We start from the raw sequence: 13,836 nt of genomic DNA on the forward strand, positions 1-13,836 counted from the left end.
GGCTACGCCGTCGGGGGTGCTACGCACCCTGGGCCCTCCAGACGCCTACGCTCGGCCTCCTGAAGTCGCGATTTGCGTTGTCTGGACTATTGCGCGCTTAGAAGCAAGAGCAAAAGCAAAAGCCAAGAGCAAAAGCCAAGAGCAAGAGCAAGCGCAAGCGCGAGCGGTGGTACTTGCATGTGTAATTGACGGCATCATCGCCTCGTGCTCTCCTTACGCATTGCGTCAGGTGCCCCCACCCGGGGGTGAAACGGGAAATCGGTGCGTCTTGGTCCCACAGGGGCCAGACAATGCCGATGCTGCCCCCGCAACGGTAAGCGAGCGAAGCGTCCAAACCACTGTGCCAGCCGTACGGCATGGGAAGGTGACGCTTGCCAGGGAGCCCCGCTCCTCCTCGCAAGCCCGGAGACCGGCCTGGCGTCCATGAACAACCCGCGGTGGGCGGGCGCTGTTGCAGGCCTCGGGCACACCACGCCCGCGCCCCGCCGCGCCTGAGCATCGCCCGTTGCCCCCAACAGCGAAGCAGAGGACCGCGTCATGCCCACCACCAGCGCCAAAACCAGCATCAGCACGCCCATCACGCTCAGCCAGCGCCTGGTCATCGCCATCGGCGCCAGCCTGCTGGGGCTGTGCCTGGTCTATTTTGCCGGCTTCTCTCACATCGAAGCCGTGCACAACGCCGCGCACGACACCCGCCACAGCGCCGCCTTCCCCTGCCACTGAGGTCGTTATGCTCAAACGCATCGCCCGCACCGCAGGGTTCAGCGGCCTGCTCGCCGCCCTGCTGTTGACCCTGCTGCAAAGCCTCTGGGTCGCACCGCTGATCCTGCAGGCCGAGACCTATGAAAGCGCGGCACCCGTCGCTGAACACCACAGCCACGGCGACAGCGCCGAAGAGGGCCACGGCCATAGCCATGATGCCTGGTCGCCGCAAGACGGCTGGCAGCGCGTGCTCTCCACCACAGGTGCCAATCTGGTGGTGGCAGTCGGTTTCGCCTTGATCCTCGCCGCCCTCTACAGTTTGCGCGAACCCAGCCGCACCGGCACCGGTGCACTCTGGGGGTTGGCAGGCTTCGCCGTGTTCTGCCTCGCACCGACGCTGGGCTTGCCACCGGAATTGCCGGGCACCGCTGCTGCCGATCTCGGCCAACGCCAAAGCTGGTGGATCGGCACCGCAGCCGCTACGGCGCTGGGTCTGGCGCTGCTGGTGTTCGCCGCACCCAAGTGGCTCAAGGCCGTGGGCGCCGTCTTGCTGGTGATGCCACACCTGATCGGCGCGCCCCAGCCTGAAGTGCACCAGAGCTTGGCACCCGAAGCCCTCGAAACCCAATTCAAGATCGCCTCCTGGCTGACCAACGCCGCGTTCTGGCTCGCACTGGGCCTGCTCAGCGCCTGGCTGTATCGTCGACCCCGCCACAGCTGATGGCCGCCGTCACGCCGATGCCGGCGTTATATGCCGGTTTCGGCTGCCGCCGTGGCTGTTCCATGCTCGCGTTGCAGACATTGCTACACCAGGTGCTGAGCCAGTACGGGTGGAACATCGCGGCGCTGCACGGCTTTGCCAGCATCACCGGCAAGGCCGCCGAACCCGGTCTGCAGCAGCTCGCTGCCCATTTCGCCCTGCCTTTGCTAGGCTTCAGCGCCGACCAACTGCGACGGTTCGAGCCGCAATTGAGCCACCGCTCGACCCTGGCGTATGCCCACACCGGCTGCTGGGGTGTGGCCGAAAGCGCGGCGTTGGCCCTGGCCTGCAGCGATCACCCAGCGGCGCAGCTCATCGTCACCCGCCAGGTCCTCGGGCCCGCGACGCTGGCGCTGGCCTGCCCTGCCTAGTTCATTTCACCTTGCAAGGATTTACCCATGACGGTCTATTTCATCGGCGCCGGCCCCGGCGACCCCGAGTTGATCACGGTCAAGGGCCAACGCCTGATCCGCCAATGCCCCGTGATCATCTACGCAGGCTCGCTGGTACCCGCTGCGGTGCTCGAGGGCCATCAGGCGCATACCGTGATCAACAGCGCCGAGCTACACCTTGAACAGATCATCGAAGCGATGCGTACCGCCCATGCCAACGGGCAGGACGTAGCCCGCGTGCACAGTGGCGATCCAAGCCTGTACGGGGCCATCGGCGAGCAGATTCGCCAGCTGCGCGAGCTTGGGATCGATTACCAGATCATCCCCGGGGTCACGGCCACGGCCGCCAGCGCAGCGCTGCTCGGCTGCGAGCTGACCCTGCCGCAAGTGTCGCAGACAGTCATCCTCACCCGCTACGGCGACAGCTCGCCCATGCCCGCCGGCGAGCAACTGGCCGAGCTGGCCCGTCACGGCAGCACCCTCGCCATCCATCTGGGGGTCAAGCACCTGGCACAAATCGTCGAGCAACTGCTGCCGCATTACGGCCCGCAGTGCCCGGTGGCGGTGGTGCACCGGGCGACATGGCCGGACCAGGACTGGGTGCGCGCAACCTTGGCCGACATAGTCGAGCAGGTCGCCGTCAAGGGCTTCAAGCGCACCGCGCTGATTCTGGTCGGGCATGTGCTGGGGGATGCGCCCTTCGCAGATTCTGCGCTTTACCGCGCAGGCCATGCGCACCTGTATCGCCCTGCACCCTAGTGCATTGCCAGCCAGACACAGCTCGGCGCAGACTGCGAGATCCATGACATCCGAGGGGATTACCATGTTGCAGCTGCGGCCAAACTGCGAATGTTGTGATGTCGACCTGCCCGGCGACAGCCCGAACGCCATGATCTGCTCGTTCGAATGTACCTTTTGCCACGACTGCGCCGCACAGCGCCTGCACGGGCGCTGCCCCAATTGCGCCGGCCAGTTGCTCGCGCGGCCTGCGCGGGTCGGCCAGGCATTGCGCAACAACCCCGGCTCGACGCTGCGCGTCACCAAGCCTCATCCCCCCTGCGCCTGACCCTGCGCAGCACAGGCACTGCCCATTGCAGCAGTGCCTTTGAGCCGTTTTTTGTAGGAAATTTCCACAATACCGGCTCGCTTGCTCAACACATCTATACTCGCCATTACCCTGGATCGGGAATGGTCGTATCGTGCCGCCCAGCAGAAAAAGCTCGCAGACACAGTCCTGATCGCCTCAGGAAATCGACCACATTCCGACAGGAGTTAGTTAAATGACAACCGTGCTGATCGTGGATGACCATGCCATTGTCCGGTTTTCCTTGCGCATATTGCTTGAACGGGAGCGCTTTCGCATCGTCGGTGAAGTCGACAACGGCAGCGAAGTCGCGCAAAAAGTTCGCGAGTTGCGGCCCGATGTCGTGGTCCTGGATATCGGGCTGCCCGGTCTGGACGGCATGGAAGTGATCAAGCGCCTGCAACAGCAGGAACCGGCGCCGAAGATCATGGTGTTGACCGGGCAAGCCACCGACCTGTACGTGCGCCGTTGCCTGGATGCCGGCATTGGCGCGTTTGTCACCAAGGGCGAAGACCTCGAAGCCGTCGTCTTCGCACTCAAGGCCCTGATCAAGGGCTACTCCACCTTTCCGCAGATGTCGGTCAACAGCAACACGCTGGAAAGCGAGCCCGAGCGCCTGAGCAGCCTGTCAAACCGTGAGATGGAGGTGTTGCGCCGCCTGACCCGAGGCGAGAACAACAAGAACATCGGCGCCTGCATGAACCTCAGTGCCAAGACCATCAGTACCTACCGTGGCCGCATCATGGAGAAACTCAAGACCGAGTCGTTGGTAGAAATGGTCGACCTGGCCAAACGCAACCACGTCAACTGAGCATGCCGATGGCTCGCGCACTGCGAATCGTGACCCTGCTGCTGGGTCTGCTCGGCCTGCCGTTGCCGGCACAGGCCGAGGGCGAGCCACGCCATCTGCTGGCCCGCGCGATCAGTGCCGGGCAACCGCTGCAACTCGACGACGCCGACCGCCAGTGGCTGCGTCAGCGCGGCACCTTGCTGTTGGGCAGCTCATGGCCGGATTATCCGCCCTTCGAAATCAACGTGAGCCTGGCCGACTATGAGGGCCTCAGCGCCGACTACGCCGGGCTGATCGCCGAGCAATTGGGAATACCGATCAAGGTCCGGCGATTCGCCAGCCGGCATGAGGCGATTGCCGCCCTGCATGCTGGCAAGATCGACCTGCTGGGCAGCTCGAATGCCTTCGAAGCGGCTGATGCCAAGCTGACCCTGAGTCAGCCTTACGCGGATGATCTACCGGTGATCGTCACCCGCCAGGATTACACCCTCAAGGACCGTGAGTTGACCGGCCTGCGTCTGGCCACCGTCGATCACTACCTGCCAGGGGAAGCCGTGCGGGCGCTCTACCCCAAGGCCCAACTGAGCCTCTATCGCTCGACCGTGGCCGGGCTGGCCGCGGTTGAACTGGGCCAGGCCGATGCCTATCTGGGCGATGCGATCAGCACCGACTACATGATCGGCAAAGGCTACCAAGGCATGGTCAAGATCGACCATTTCGCCCATGGCGCGCCAGGCGCGTTTGCCTTCGCCTTCGCCGGCAGCAACCTGCAGCTACGCCGTCTGGTCGATGCCGCCATGGCCAGGATCACCGAGAGTGAACGCCTGACCATCCTGCGCCGCTGGAGCAGTGGCAATACCAGCCTGCTGCTGGAGCGCGAATTGACCGCTCTGACCGATGAGGAACGGCAATGGATCGCAGGCCACCCGGTAGTGAGCGTGCTGGTCGATACCGCGCTGGCGCCCCTGACCTTCAATGACGCGCAACAGCAGATCAGCGGCATCACCATCGACCTGCTCAAGCAGATAGCCCTGCGCACCGGACTGCAGTTCACGTTCATCGAGCGTGGCACCGTGCGCACCATGCTCGAGCAGGTCGCCCAGGGCAAGGCCGACATGATCGGCGCCCTGGGTTACAGCCCTGAACGCGCCAATCGATTACGTTACACCCGCCCCTACCTGGTCAGCCCGCGGGTACTGGTGAGCCGTTATCAGTCGGTATGGCCGCAGCGCATCGCATTGCTCGATGGCTCGCATCTGCTGGCTAACGTGCAGCGTCGCTTCCCCGCCGCAGTACTGGTGAAAAAGAACAATCCCCTGGGCATGATGGAAGCGGTGGCCAACGGTGAGGCCGACGTGGCCTACAGCAGCCACATCAACGCCTCGTACTACATCAACCAGGTATTCAAGCATCAGTTGCGGATCGCCAGCGTTCTGGACGACGACCCGGCGGTAGCCGCATTCGCCGTGGCGCCCAACTTGCCGCAATTGCAGTCGATCCTGGACAAGGCCCTGCTGAGCATTCCGCCGGAGGAGCTGGACCAGTTGGTCAACCGCTGGCGCACCAGCACCTTGGTCAGTGACAGCCCCTGGCGCAACTACCGCACGCTGACCTTGCAGGTGCTGGTACTGTCGGCACTGCTGCTGGCCGGGGTGGTGTTCTGGAACAGCTACCTGCGCAAGCTGATCAACCAGCGTACCGAGGCCCAGCGCGCATTGCAGGCGCAGCTCACGCTCAGCCGCGGTTTGCTCGAGCAACTGCGCCACGCCAAGGACGACGCCGAGCAGGCTAGCCAGAGCAAGAGCACATTCCTGGCGACCATGAGCCATGAAATTCGCACGCCGATGAACGCAGTGATCGGCCTGCTGGAGATGGCGCTGGAAGACAACCGCAACGGCCGCTGCGACGCCCAGACGCTGCAGACCGCCCACGACTCGGCGGTGGGCCTGCTGGCGCTGATTGGCGACATACTGGACATATCGCGCATCGAATCCGGCCGGATGACCCTGCAGCCGGTCCCCACCGACCTGGTAGAGCTGGTGCGCAGCATCGTCCGGGTGTTCGACGGCAATGCGCGGGCCAAAGGGCTACGCCTGCAAGCCGATCTGCCCTCTGAGCCGGTATGGGTGCTGGCGGACCCTCTGCGGCTCAAGCAGATTCTGTCCAACCTGCTCAGCAATGCCATCAAGTTCACCGACCAAGGCCAAGTCCGCGCGCAGCTGGCGATCAGCCCAGGCGTGGCTGACCAGCAGCGTCTAGTGCAACTGGGGGTGGTCGATACAGGCATCGGCATCACGCCTGCCGATCAGGCCAGGTTGTTCACCACCTTCAGCCAGGCTGCGGGGCCACGGGCCAGCCAAGGCGCGGGGCTGGGCCTGGTCATCAGCCGGACCCTGGCCGAGCTGATGGGCGGCACGCTCGAGCTGCAAAGCGTGGAAGGCGTCGGCACGCGGGTACGGGTCCAACTGCAACTACCGATGACCGAGGCGCCGGCGCCAGCCCTGCTCCCAACTACCGCCGATGAGTCCAGCGGCGGTCCGCTGAACATCTTGGTGGTCGACGACTACCCGGCCAACCTGCTGCTGCTGGAAAAACAGCTCAACAGCCTTGGCCACCGCGTGACTCTGGCGGAAAACGGCGAGGCGGCGCTGACGCTTTGGCAGGACCAGGCGTTCGACCTGATTCTGACCGACTGCAGCATGCCGGTGATGGATGGCCACGCGCTCAGCCGTCAGGTCCGCCAGCTGGAGCGCGAACTCGGCCGCCCTGCCTGCAGCATCATCGGTGTGACCGCCAATGCCCAGGCCGAGGAGCGTCAGCGCTGCATCGACAGCGGCATGGACGACTGCCTGTTCAAGCCAATCGGGCTGCGCACGCTCAAGGCGCACCTGCCGCAGGTGCCACCTGCCGCCCAGCTGGAACACGCCACCAGTAGCGGCTTCGACCTGCAGCAACTCCGCCACCTGACCCAGGACGACGTGCAGCTGACCCAGCGCCTGGTCGAGCAACTGGCCAAGAGCGCCCGCGAGGATCTGGCCGCGCTGCAAGCGCTCGATGCCAGCAGCGCGGGGGAAGCCTTGCGTGCCCTGGCTCACCGGATCAAGGGCGGCGCCAAGATGCTGCGCGTACACGGCGTAGTCAAACGCTGCGAAGCCATCGAGGACGCTCATCGCAACGGCCTGCCCACCGCCGGTCTGCGCCAGCAGCTGGAGGCTAGCCTGCAGGCCCTGCTGGTCGAGCTCGACGACACCCTCAGTGCAATTGCAATGTCGAACTGATCTGGCTGATTGCATCGACCACATGCCGTGAGCCTTGCTGAATCTCCATGATCACCGTGCCCGCTTCATTGGCCAGGGCAACCCCGCGCCCAGTGCGCGACAGGCTTGACTGCATGCTCGCCACGGCCGTCAACGAGAGGTCGTGGTTCTGCCGTACCACATCGACGATCTCCAGCGTGGCCTTGCTGGTCCGTGCGGCCAGGCTGCGCACCTCGTCGGCGACCACGGCAAAGCCACGGCCATGCTCACCGGCACGGGCTGCCTCGATAGCGGCGTTCAGCGCCAGCAGGTTGGTTTGATCGGCGATGCCGCGGATGGTCAGGACAATCTGCCCGATCACATCCGACTGCCTGCTCACCGCATCGATGCTGCGCGCGGCATCGCTCAATTCCTGGGATATCTGCTCGATGACCGCGACCGTCTGCTGTACCACCTCGGTACCCTTGCGCGCGCAGGCGTCGGTTTGCACCGAGCTGGCATGGGCCGCGTCTGCGGCACTTTGCTGGGTGCTGACCTGGGCGGTGATGTCGGTGGCGAACTTGACCACCTTGTACAGCCGCCCTTTGCTGTCGAAGATGGGGTTGTATGAAGCCTCCAGGTAAACGGTCTGGCCGTGCTTGTTGACCCGCTCGAACCGGTGCGAGTGGTACTCCCCGCGATTGAGCGAGGCCCAGAATTCACGATAACCGGCCGACTCGCGCTCATGAGGGTGACAGAACAGGCCATGATGGCGACCTTGCACTTCCTCGAGCTGGTAGCCCATGGTGTCGAGGAAATTTCGATTGGCTGTGCTAACGCGCCCCTGTGGGGTGAACTCCACCACCGCCATCGACCGGCCGATGGCGTTGAGCAGGCTTTCGCTCTCGTGATCTTGCTTGATCCGCTGACTAATGTCGGCCGCCACCTTGATGACGCTGCTGACCTGCTGCTGCTCGTCGAGCACCGGCATGTAGCTCGCCTCCAGCCACACCTCGCGCCCCGCCTTGTCGATCCGCTCGAAGGTGCCGCTGAGCGCCCTGCCCTGGGCCAGCTCGCGCCAGAGCTGCTGGTACTCGGCACTGCTGGCATAGGCAGGCTCACAAAACAGCCGGTGGTGCTTGCCGCGCAATTCGTCCGCGCTGTAACCCATCGCCTGGCAGAACTGCGCGTTGGCATCGAGGATGGTGCCGTCAGGCGCGAACTCGATCATCGCCATGCAGCGGCTGATCGCTGCAAGCTTGGCCTGGACCTGGGCCAAGGCCCTGTGGCTGCGCTGGATTTCAAGGAGGTCAGACTTGCGATGAAAATCGAACATGGCGCGTCCTTGCTGGGCGGATTTTTCATGAGCATAGATCGCCCTTGTCGCCCTGCAAGCCGCCTTTCATCACCCCGCAAACGTGCCTGGCTCGCGCCAACCCACAAGCTTCAAGAGCTTTCGCGCACCATCAGCTCAAAGCCCAGATCCTGCTGCTCATCGCTGACCCGTTTACCGTCGAGCAAGGCCAGTAACGCCTGCGCCGCGCTACGCCCGACGGCGGCCCGCGGCGTGCGAATGGAGGTCAGGCGCGGCACCATGTGGGCGGAGGCCGGCAGGTCGTTGAAACCGACCATGGCGACTTCGCGCGGCACCTCGATGCCCTGGCGCAGCGCTTGCAAAACCGCGCCTTGAGCCAGGTCGTCGTTGCAGAAAAATATGCCGTCGACGTCGGGTGCCTGCGCCATCAGTTGGCTGAACAGCTCGCTGCCCAATGCGATGGAAGACGGTTGCGGGGCAAGAACCTCCAGCTCGCTGGCTTGCAGGCCGGCCTCGCGCAGTGCCTGCCGAAAGCCCTCGGCGCGTTGCATCACGCGTGGGTCGAGCTGCGCGGCAATGAATGCCAAACGGCGCCGGCCTCGCTCGATCAGGTGCCTGGCGGCAGCACGCCCTGCCTGCTGCTGGGAAAAACCGACCGACAACGTGCCGGGCTCGCCGCCCAGCTCCATCATGTGCACGCAGGGCACGGCGCTGGCGGCGAGCATCTGCCGCGAAGCGTCGCTGCGATCAAAACCTGTGAGCAGCATGCCGCAGGGCTGATAGGCCAGGTAATTGCGGATCAGGTTCTCTTCTTCATCGATGTCGTAATGGTAGTTGCCGATCAGCACCTCCAGGCCGCGCGGGCGCATCACATCGTGAATGGCCTCGAGCGTATCGATGAACAGCTGGTTGGACAGCGACGGGATCAACACCACCACCGATTGGCTGCGCGCCGATGCCAGGGCGCGGGCCGCCGGATTGGCGACGTAGCCCAGGCTCGCGGCAGCGGCCATGACTTTCTCGACCAGCGCGGGTGCAACCGTGCTGACACCGCGCAACGCGCGTGAGGCGGTAATGGGGGAAACCCCAGACAACCTGGCGACTTCTGCCAGGGTGGGACGACCGGTGGTACGTGAGCCTATGCGCGCCATGGAGTGTGTAATTTTTTACCGCTTGCAGGATGAAGGAACGGCCACTAAGGTAGCGCTGTCTCAGGACGCAGGCAAACCTAATCTTCAGTGCTGCGCCTGCAGCACGCTGCCGAGCGTCCATACTGCGTTAGGACAAGATCAATAACACCGGGGAGACGGCTGTGCGTTCGCTTCAAGACAGCGCTGTCTCACCCCGCAGGAGGTACTGATGAATTCTTCCCTGTCTGCCATCGTGGTGATGGGCGTGGCCGGATGCGGCAAAAGCTGCGTCGGCGCCGCCATCGCCTTGCGAAGCGGTGGTCGCCTGATCGAGGGCGACGCCTTTCACCCTGCCGAAAACATCCGCAAGATGAGCGCGGGCATCCCGCTCGACGATGACGACCGCGCCGGTTGGCTGGTGCGCCTGGGCGAGGAGCTGCAAGCGGTCATGAAAGCTGGCGAGCGGCCGATCCTGACCTGTTCGGCGCTCAAGCGCAGGTACCGCGATACCCTGCGCGCAGCTGTCCCTGGGCTGGTTTTCGTGTTTCTCGAACTGACCCCGGAAGAAGCTGAGAAGCGTGTGCTCGCTCGCCCTGGACACTTCATGCCAGCGAGCCTGATCGACAGCCAGTTCGCCGCCCTCGAGGCGCCCCACGGTGAACCTTTGACCGTGCCGCTGGATGCCACCCAACCCATTGCCGTGCTGGCCGAGGCGGTAGATGCCTGGCTAAAGCCGCACGGTGAGCGGAGCCTGGCGCAGACTGCCTGAACCGGCGGTTTTTCCGGCTCACCAGAGACAGCGCTGTCTCGACGCCTCGCGGCGGCAAAAGTTCAACCCAACGTTACGCCAAAAAACAACGATAAGATCGAGGCCTTACTATCATGTTCGGACTGGCTACAGATACCTTCCTGCTGCTCGATGCGCTGGTCACCATCGTCGGGCTGATTGTGCTGATCACGCATTTCAAGGTGCACCCCTTCGTCGCCCTGACCCTGGCCGCAGGTTTTCTCGGCCTGACCTCAGGCATGCCGGTGGCCAAGGTCATGAAGTCGTTCCAGGACGGCTTCGGCGGGGTGCTTGGTTTTGTCGGCATCGTGCTTGCCTTGGGTACCATGCTGGGCAAGCTGATGGCCGACTCTGGCGGGGCCGACCAGATCGCGCAGACGCTGATTCGCGCCTTTGGCAAAAAGAATGTGCACTGGGCGATGATGTTCGCCGCGTTCCTCGTGGGCATTCCCCTGTTCTTCGAAATCGGCTTCGTGCTGTTGATTCCGCTGGTGTTCATCGTCGCCCGCCGCTCGGGCGTATCGCTGATCAAGATCGGTATCCCGCTGCTGGCCGGCTTGTCGGTGGTTCACGGGTTGGTGCCACCGCATCCAGGGCCGCTGCTGGCGATTGGCATCTTCCACGCTGACATCGGCAAGACCATCTTTTACGGCCTGCTGGTAGCGCTGCCGACGGCAGTGATCGCCGGCCCCCTGTTCGGCAATTTCATCGCCCGCTACATCCCTGGCAACCCGTCGCAGGAGCTGATGGATCAGATCGCCAAGGAGTCGGACCAGAGCAACCTGCCCAGTTTCACCATCACCCTGGTCACGGTATTGCTGCCGGTGGCCCTGATGCTGCTCAAGACGTTCGCCGACGTGGTATTGCCGGCCGAGCACATCTTCCGCCAATGGATGGACCTGATCGGCCACCCGATCACTGCGCTGCTGGCCGCCTTGCTGCTGGCCTTCTATACCTTCGGCTCGGCACGCGGGTTCAGCCGCCAGCAGATCATGAAGATGCTCGACCAGAGCCTGGCACCGACTGCGGCCATCGTGCTGATCGTCGGTGCCGGTGGTGGCTTCAAGCAAATGCTGGTGGACACCGGCGTGGGCAATGTCATCGGCCAGATGGCGGTCCAGGCCGAAATCTCGCCGATCCTGCTTGCGTGGTTGGTGGCGGCGGTGATTCGTATCGCCACGGGCTCTGCGACCGTGGCCACCATTACCGGTGCCGGTATCGTCGCGCCCGTGATCGACCTGGTGCCTGGGGTCAACCGTGAACTGCTGGTGCTGGCCACCGGCGCCGGCTCGCTGATCCTGTCGCACGTCAACGATGCAGGCTTCTGGCTGGTCAAGCAGTACTTCAACATGACCGTGGCAGAGACCTTCAAGACCTGGAGCATGATGGAAACCATTCTTTCGGTGGTCGGCATCATCTTCATCATGCTGCTGTCGACGGTGGTTTGACCGCTGATCGGGTCCATGGCACCTGAGGTTGACGCACAGGCTCCAACACGTGACCCCAATCGATGCAAAGGAGCCTGCCATGACCCGATCAACCCTGCTGTTGGCTGCCCTGCTGACCTCGCCGCTGGCCCTGGCGGTGGGCACTGGCCCAACCTATCCCGATGATCCGCACAACCCGGCGCCACAGCCGGGTGTGGACAGTACCCTCAACCCGATTGAGAAGCCCATGCCGAGGGATACCGATCCACGCCTGCAGGGCAACGACCCCGACAGTCCTCCGACCACAACCAAGGACAATCGCGACCTGCCTGGCATGGACGGCACGGGCTCGGAAGGCGCCGGCGGCGAAGGTGGCGGCGCACAGCGCTGACGCTTGCGCTCAGTAATCGAAGCGATCGACCGCGCGGCGTCGTTCATTGTCGTCGCGCCGGTCGTAACTGGCCGTGGTCTGGATGTTGGCATGGTGTGCCAATTTCTGAGCAATCGACAGATCATGCTCCTCAATTACCCGAGTGATGAACGCGCGGCGAAAATCGTGCGGCATGATCTTAACGCCCACCTGCGCACCGCGCTGTCGTGCGATGTAGTAGATCGCATGCTTGGTTATCCTGGCACGGGTGATGTGATTGCCTCGGCGGATCCGGTTGAACAGAAATGAGTCATCCGCCGCGCCTGCAGGCAATGCATCACGGCGAACTTGCAGCCACGCATTGAGTTTGTCGAATGCCCACGCCGGGGCATATTTGATCAGTTGGCGATTGCCTTTGCCTGTCACCTGCAGGCTACGCGCTTCAAAATCGACTTGCTCAAGGTCTATGTCCACCGACTCTGACTTGCGCATGCCGGTGCCGTACAGCAAGGCAATGATCGCCGCATCGCGAATCCCTTGAGGCCGCGGATCGGCCTCGCAGACGTCGATCAACTCTCGGATCAGGCTGCGTCGCAAGTTGCGGCCCGGCGGCAGGCGGCTGCCGGAAGCTGGCTTGACCTCACGCATGCGCAGCAAGTGCTCATGATCGATCAGGCCCTGGCGCCACGCTTCATTCATCACCCCGCGCACCGCATTGACGTACAACGAGGAGCTGTTGGGCGCATAGCCGTCGGTACGCAGTGCTGCCACCAGACCGATCACATGGCCCGGCTCCAGGCGGTGCCAGGGCACCTCGGACAGATTGCAGTCGATGAAGCCAAGCCGGTCGGCTGCATCTTGCAGAATGTAGCGCATGGTCTGCTGGCTGGAAGGTGCCAGGCGGGCAAGGTATTGCAGCAATGGGTTAAGCGGTAGATCGGACAAAACAGGAATCCTGCAGCGAATCGGGGGGCAACTGACCGCCATGGTACCGTAAAGCGCAGCGCGTGATCGAACCGGGACTGCCGTCGGCAGTCTGTGCTGTAAAGGGATTGGCCCTGACCAACAGCTGCGAGACCCTATGGCGCTTCATCGCTTGACCCGCACTCATCCCCGCCTGAGCATCGCCGCGCTGGTCGGCGTCGTCGGTGCCTGGCTGCTACCGGCCGACGACCCGATCCAACGCATGCTCGCGGGCTGGAACTGCGGTGTTTGGCTGTACCTGCTGCTGGTGTTGTGGCTGACCTGCAGCGCCAGTGCGGACAAAGTGCGGCAGGTCGCCCAGGTGGAGGACGAAAATGCCCGTCTGGTCCTGTTCGCGGTCTGCCTGGCCGCGATTGCCAGCCTGGCGGCGGTCACCTTGCAGTTGGCGTCGAGCCGCGGCTTGCATGGCAGCGCCCAAGCTTTGCACTACCTCTACACCGGGCTCACAGTAGCGGGTTCATGGCTGCTCATTGGCTGCATATTCAGCCTGCATTACGCACGCCTCTTCTACACCCACGATGGCTCACAACCAACGCTGCGTTTCGCTGACGACGAGCGCAACCCGGATTACTGGGATTTCCACTATTTTTCTTTCACCATCGGTGTCGCAGTGCAGACCTCCGATGTCGGGGTGGGGGGTCGGGCCATGCGCAGGGTGGTGCTGGCGCAATCCTTGGTTGGATTCGTCTTCAATACGGCCATTCTAGGCTTCACCATCAATATTGCGGCCGGCTTGCTCGGCTAGGTCGACCAAGACCGGCAGTGCCTACCGCCCGTCAGAAAGCTACAGCGTGCTGGGTCAGCGCAACTTCGCCGAATGAACGCGATGTGCCTTTGGAATGTGGCAGGCAAGCGTTTG

The 13,836-nt window shown here is 63.6% G+C and carries 14 protein-coding genes, 1 pseudogene and 1 riboswitch; of the genes and pseudogenes, 11 read left to right on the top strand and 4 right to left on the bottom strand.

The window, feature by feature from the left end:
• The first annotated feature begins 210 nt into the window (after positions 1-210).
• A riboswitch (cobalamin riboswitch) is annotated at positions 211-432 on the top strand.
• A 105-nt stretch (positions 433-537) separates the two neighbouring features.
• The 7 genes from ACLEJW_RS22365 to ACLEJW_RS22395 all read left to right on the top strand — a co-directional run bounded on the left by ACLEJW_RS22365 (position 538) and on the right by ACLEJW_RS22395 (position 7,006).
• Positions 538-723, top strand: coding sequence for a CbtB domain-containing protein (locus ACLEJW_RS22365; protein ID WP_145192607.1), 186 nt, complete (start codon positions 538-540; stop codon positions 721-723).
• A gap of 7 nt (positions 724-730) precedes the next feature.
• The gene (locus tag ACLEJW_RS22370) at positions 731-1,423 is read left to right on the top strand and encodes a CbtA family protein (RefSeq protein ID WP_145192604.1); all 693 of its coding nucleotides are present in this window, start codon (positions 731-733) and stop codon (positions 1,421-1,423) included.
• Positions 1,424-1,440: 17 nt separating this feature from the next.
• Positions 1,441-1,833 (top strand): cobalamin biosynthesis protein, encoded by a 393-nt coding sequence (locus ACLEJW_RS22375; protein ID WP_440778279.1) that lies wholly within the window; start codon positions 1,441-1,443, stop codon positions 1,831-1,833.
• A gap of 27 nt (positions 1,834-1,860) precedes the next feature.
• Complete coding sequence (cobM, locus tag ACLEJW_RS22380) at positions 1,861-2,613, top strand: precorrin-4 C(11)-methyltransferase (RefSeq protein WP_440778273.1); 753 nt, start codon at positions 1,861-1,863, stop codon at positions 2,611-2,613.
• Between the two features lie 64 nt (positions 2,614-2,677).
• Entirely contained in the window at positions 2,678-2,920 is a 243-nt protein-coding gene (locus ACLEJW_RS22385) for a DUF1272 domain-containing protein (RefSeq protein ID WP_313645553.1), read from the top strand.
• Positions 2,921-3,134: 214 nt separating this feature from the next.
• Entirely contained in the window at positions 3,135-3,749 is a 615-nt protein-coding gene (locus ACLEJW_RS22390; protein WP_145192595.1) for a response regulator transcription factor, read from the top strand.
• A gap of 8 nt (positions 3,750-3,757) precedes the next feature.
• The gene (locus ACLEJW_RS22395) at positions 3,758-7,006 is read left to right on the top strand and encodes a transporter substrate-binding domain-containing protein (RefSeq protein ID WP_440778274.1); all 3,249 of its coding nucleotides are present in this window, start codon (positions 3,758-3,760) and stop codon (positions 7,004-7,006) included.
• On the opposite strand, the gene ACLEJW_RS22400 is transcribed toward ACLEJW_RS22395, so the two are convergent.
• The 3 genes and pseudogenes from ACLEJW_RS22400 to ACLEJW_RS22410 form a co-directional block, all read right to left on the bottom strand.
• Positions 6,981-7,475, bottom strand: a complete 495-nt coding sequence (locus ACLEJW_RS22400; RefSeq protein ID WP_409520949.1) for a methyl-accepting chemotaxis protein — start codon at positions 7,473-7,475, stop codon at positions 6,981-6,983. The two genes, ACLEJW_RS22395 and ACLEJW_RS22400, sit on opposite strands and share 26 nt — an antisense overlap.
• 42 nt (positions 7,476-7,517) lie before the next feature.
• Positions 7,518-8,300 (bottom strand): annotated as a pseudogene (locus tag ACLEJW_RS22405) (PAS domain-containing protein); the annotation flags it as partial.
• Between the two features lie 110 nt (positions 8,301-8,410).
• Positions 8,411-9,430 carry a LacI family DNA-binding transcriptional regulator gene (locus tag ACLEJW_RS22410; RefSeq protein ID WP_440778275.1) on the bottom strand — a complete coding sequence of 340 codons (1,020 nt, stop codon included), beginning with the start codon at positions 9,428-9,430 and terminating at the stop codon, positions 8,411-8,413.
• Positions 9,431-9,638: 208 nt separating this feature from the next.
• Between ACLEJW_RS22410 and ACLEJW_RS22415 the strand changes: the two genes are divergently transcribed.
• From ACLEJW_RS22415 to ACLEJW_RS22425, 3 genes are all read left to right on the top strand, one after another.
• Entirely contained in the window at positions 9,639-10,178 is a 540-nt protein-coding gene (locus tag ACLEJW_RS22415) for a gluconokinase (protein WP_145192584.1), read from the top strand.
• 113 nt (positions 10,179-10,291) lie between these two features.
• Positions 10,292-11,644 (top strand): GntP family permease, encoded by a 1,353-nt coding sequence (locus ACLEJW_RS22420; protein WP_145192582.1) that lies wholly within the window; start codon positions 10,292-10,294, stop codon positions 11,642-11,644.
• 79 nt (positions 11,645-11,723) lie between these two features.
• Positions 11,724-12,014 carry a hypothetical protein gene (locus ACLEJW_RS22425; protein WP_145192579.1) on the top strand — a complete coding sequence of 97 codons (291 nt, stop codon included), beginning with the start codon at positions 11,724-11,726 and terminating at the stop codon, positions 12,012-12,014.
• Positions 12,015-12,023: 9 nt separating this feature from the next.
• On the opposite strand, the gene ACLEJW_RS22430 is transcribed toward ACLEJW_RS22425, so the two are convergent.
• On the bottom strand, positions 12,024-12,938 hold the full coding sequence (locus ACLEJW_RS22430) for a site-specific integrase (RefSeq protein ID WP_313457202.1): 915 nt from the start codon (positions 12,936-12,938) through the stop codon (positions 12,024-12,026).
• Between the two features lie 136 nt (positions 12,939-13,074).
• On the opposite strand from ACLEJW_RS22430, the gene ACLEJW_RS22435 reads away from it, so the two are divergent.
• A complete protein-coding gene (locus tag ACLEJW_RS22435) occupies positions 13,075-13,722 on the top strand; it encodes a DUF1345 domain-containing protein (protein ID WP_145192573.1) in 648 nt (215 codons plus the stop codon).
• Positions 13,723-13,836 lie beyond the last annotated feature (114 nt).

The organism is Pseudomonas sp. SMSB3 (assembly GCF_052041965.1).
Lineage (GTDB): Bacteria > Pseudomonadota > Gammaproteobacteria > Pseudomonadales > Pseudomonadaceae > Aquipseudomonas.

Coding starts and splice junctions, on each gene's coding strand:
- ACLEJW_RS22365 (WP_145192607.1), top strand. CDS start 538: ATGCCCACCACCAGCGCCAAAACCAGCATCAGCACGCCCATCACGCTC.
- ACLEJW_RS22370 (WP_145192604.1), top strand. CDS start 731: ATGCTCAAACGCATCGCCCGCACCGCAGGGTTCAGCGGCCTGCTCGCC.
- ACLEJW_RS22375 (WP_440778279.1), top strand. CDS start 1,441: ATGCCGGCGTTATATGCCGGTTTCGGCTGCCGCCGTGGCTGTTCCATG.
- cobM (WP_440778273.1), top strand. CDS start 1,861: ATGACGGTCTATTTCATCGGCGCCGGCCCCGGCGACCCCGAGTTGATC.
- ACLEJW_RS22385 (WP_313645553.1), top strand. CDS start 2,678: ATGTTGCAGCTGCGGCCAAACTGCGAATGTTGTGATGTCGACCTGCCC.
- ACLEJW_RS22390 (WP_145192595.1), top strand. CDS start 3,135: ATGACAACCGTGCTGATCGTGGATGACCATGCCATTGTCCGGTTTTCC.
- ACLEJW_RS22395 (WP_440778274.1), top strand. CDS start 3,758: ATGGCTCGCGCACTGCGAATCGTGACCCTGCTGCTGGGTCTGCTCGGC.
- ACLEJW_RS22410 (WP_440778275.1), bottom strand. CDS start 9,430: ATGGCGCGCATAGGCTCACGTACCACCGGTCGTCCCACCCTGGCAGAA.
- ACLEJW_RS22415 (WP_145192584.1), top strand. CDS start 9,639: ATGAATTCTTCCCTGTCTGCCATCGTGGTGATGGGCGTGGCCGGATGC.
- ACLEJW_RS22420 (WP_145192582.1), top strand. CDS start 10,292: ATGTTCGGACTGGCTACAGATACCTTCCTGCTGCTCGATGCGCTGGTC.
- ACLEJW_RS22425 (WP_145192579.1), top strand. CDS start 11,724: ATGACCCGATCAACCCTGCTGTTGGCTGCCCTGCTGACCTCGCCGCTG.
- ACLEJW_RS22435 (WP_145192573.1), top strand. CDS start 13,075: ATGGCGCTTCATCGCTTGACCCGCACTCATCCCCGCCTGAGCATCGCC.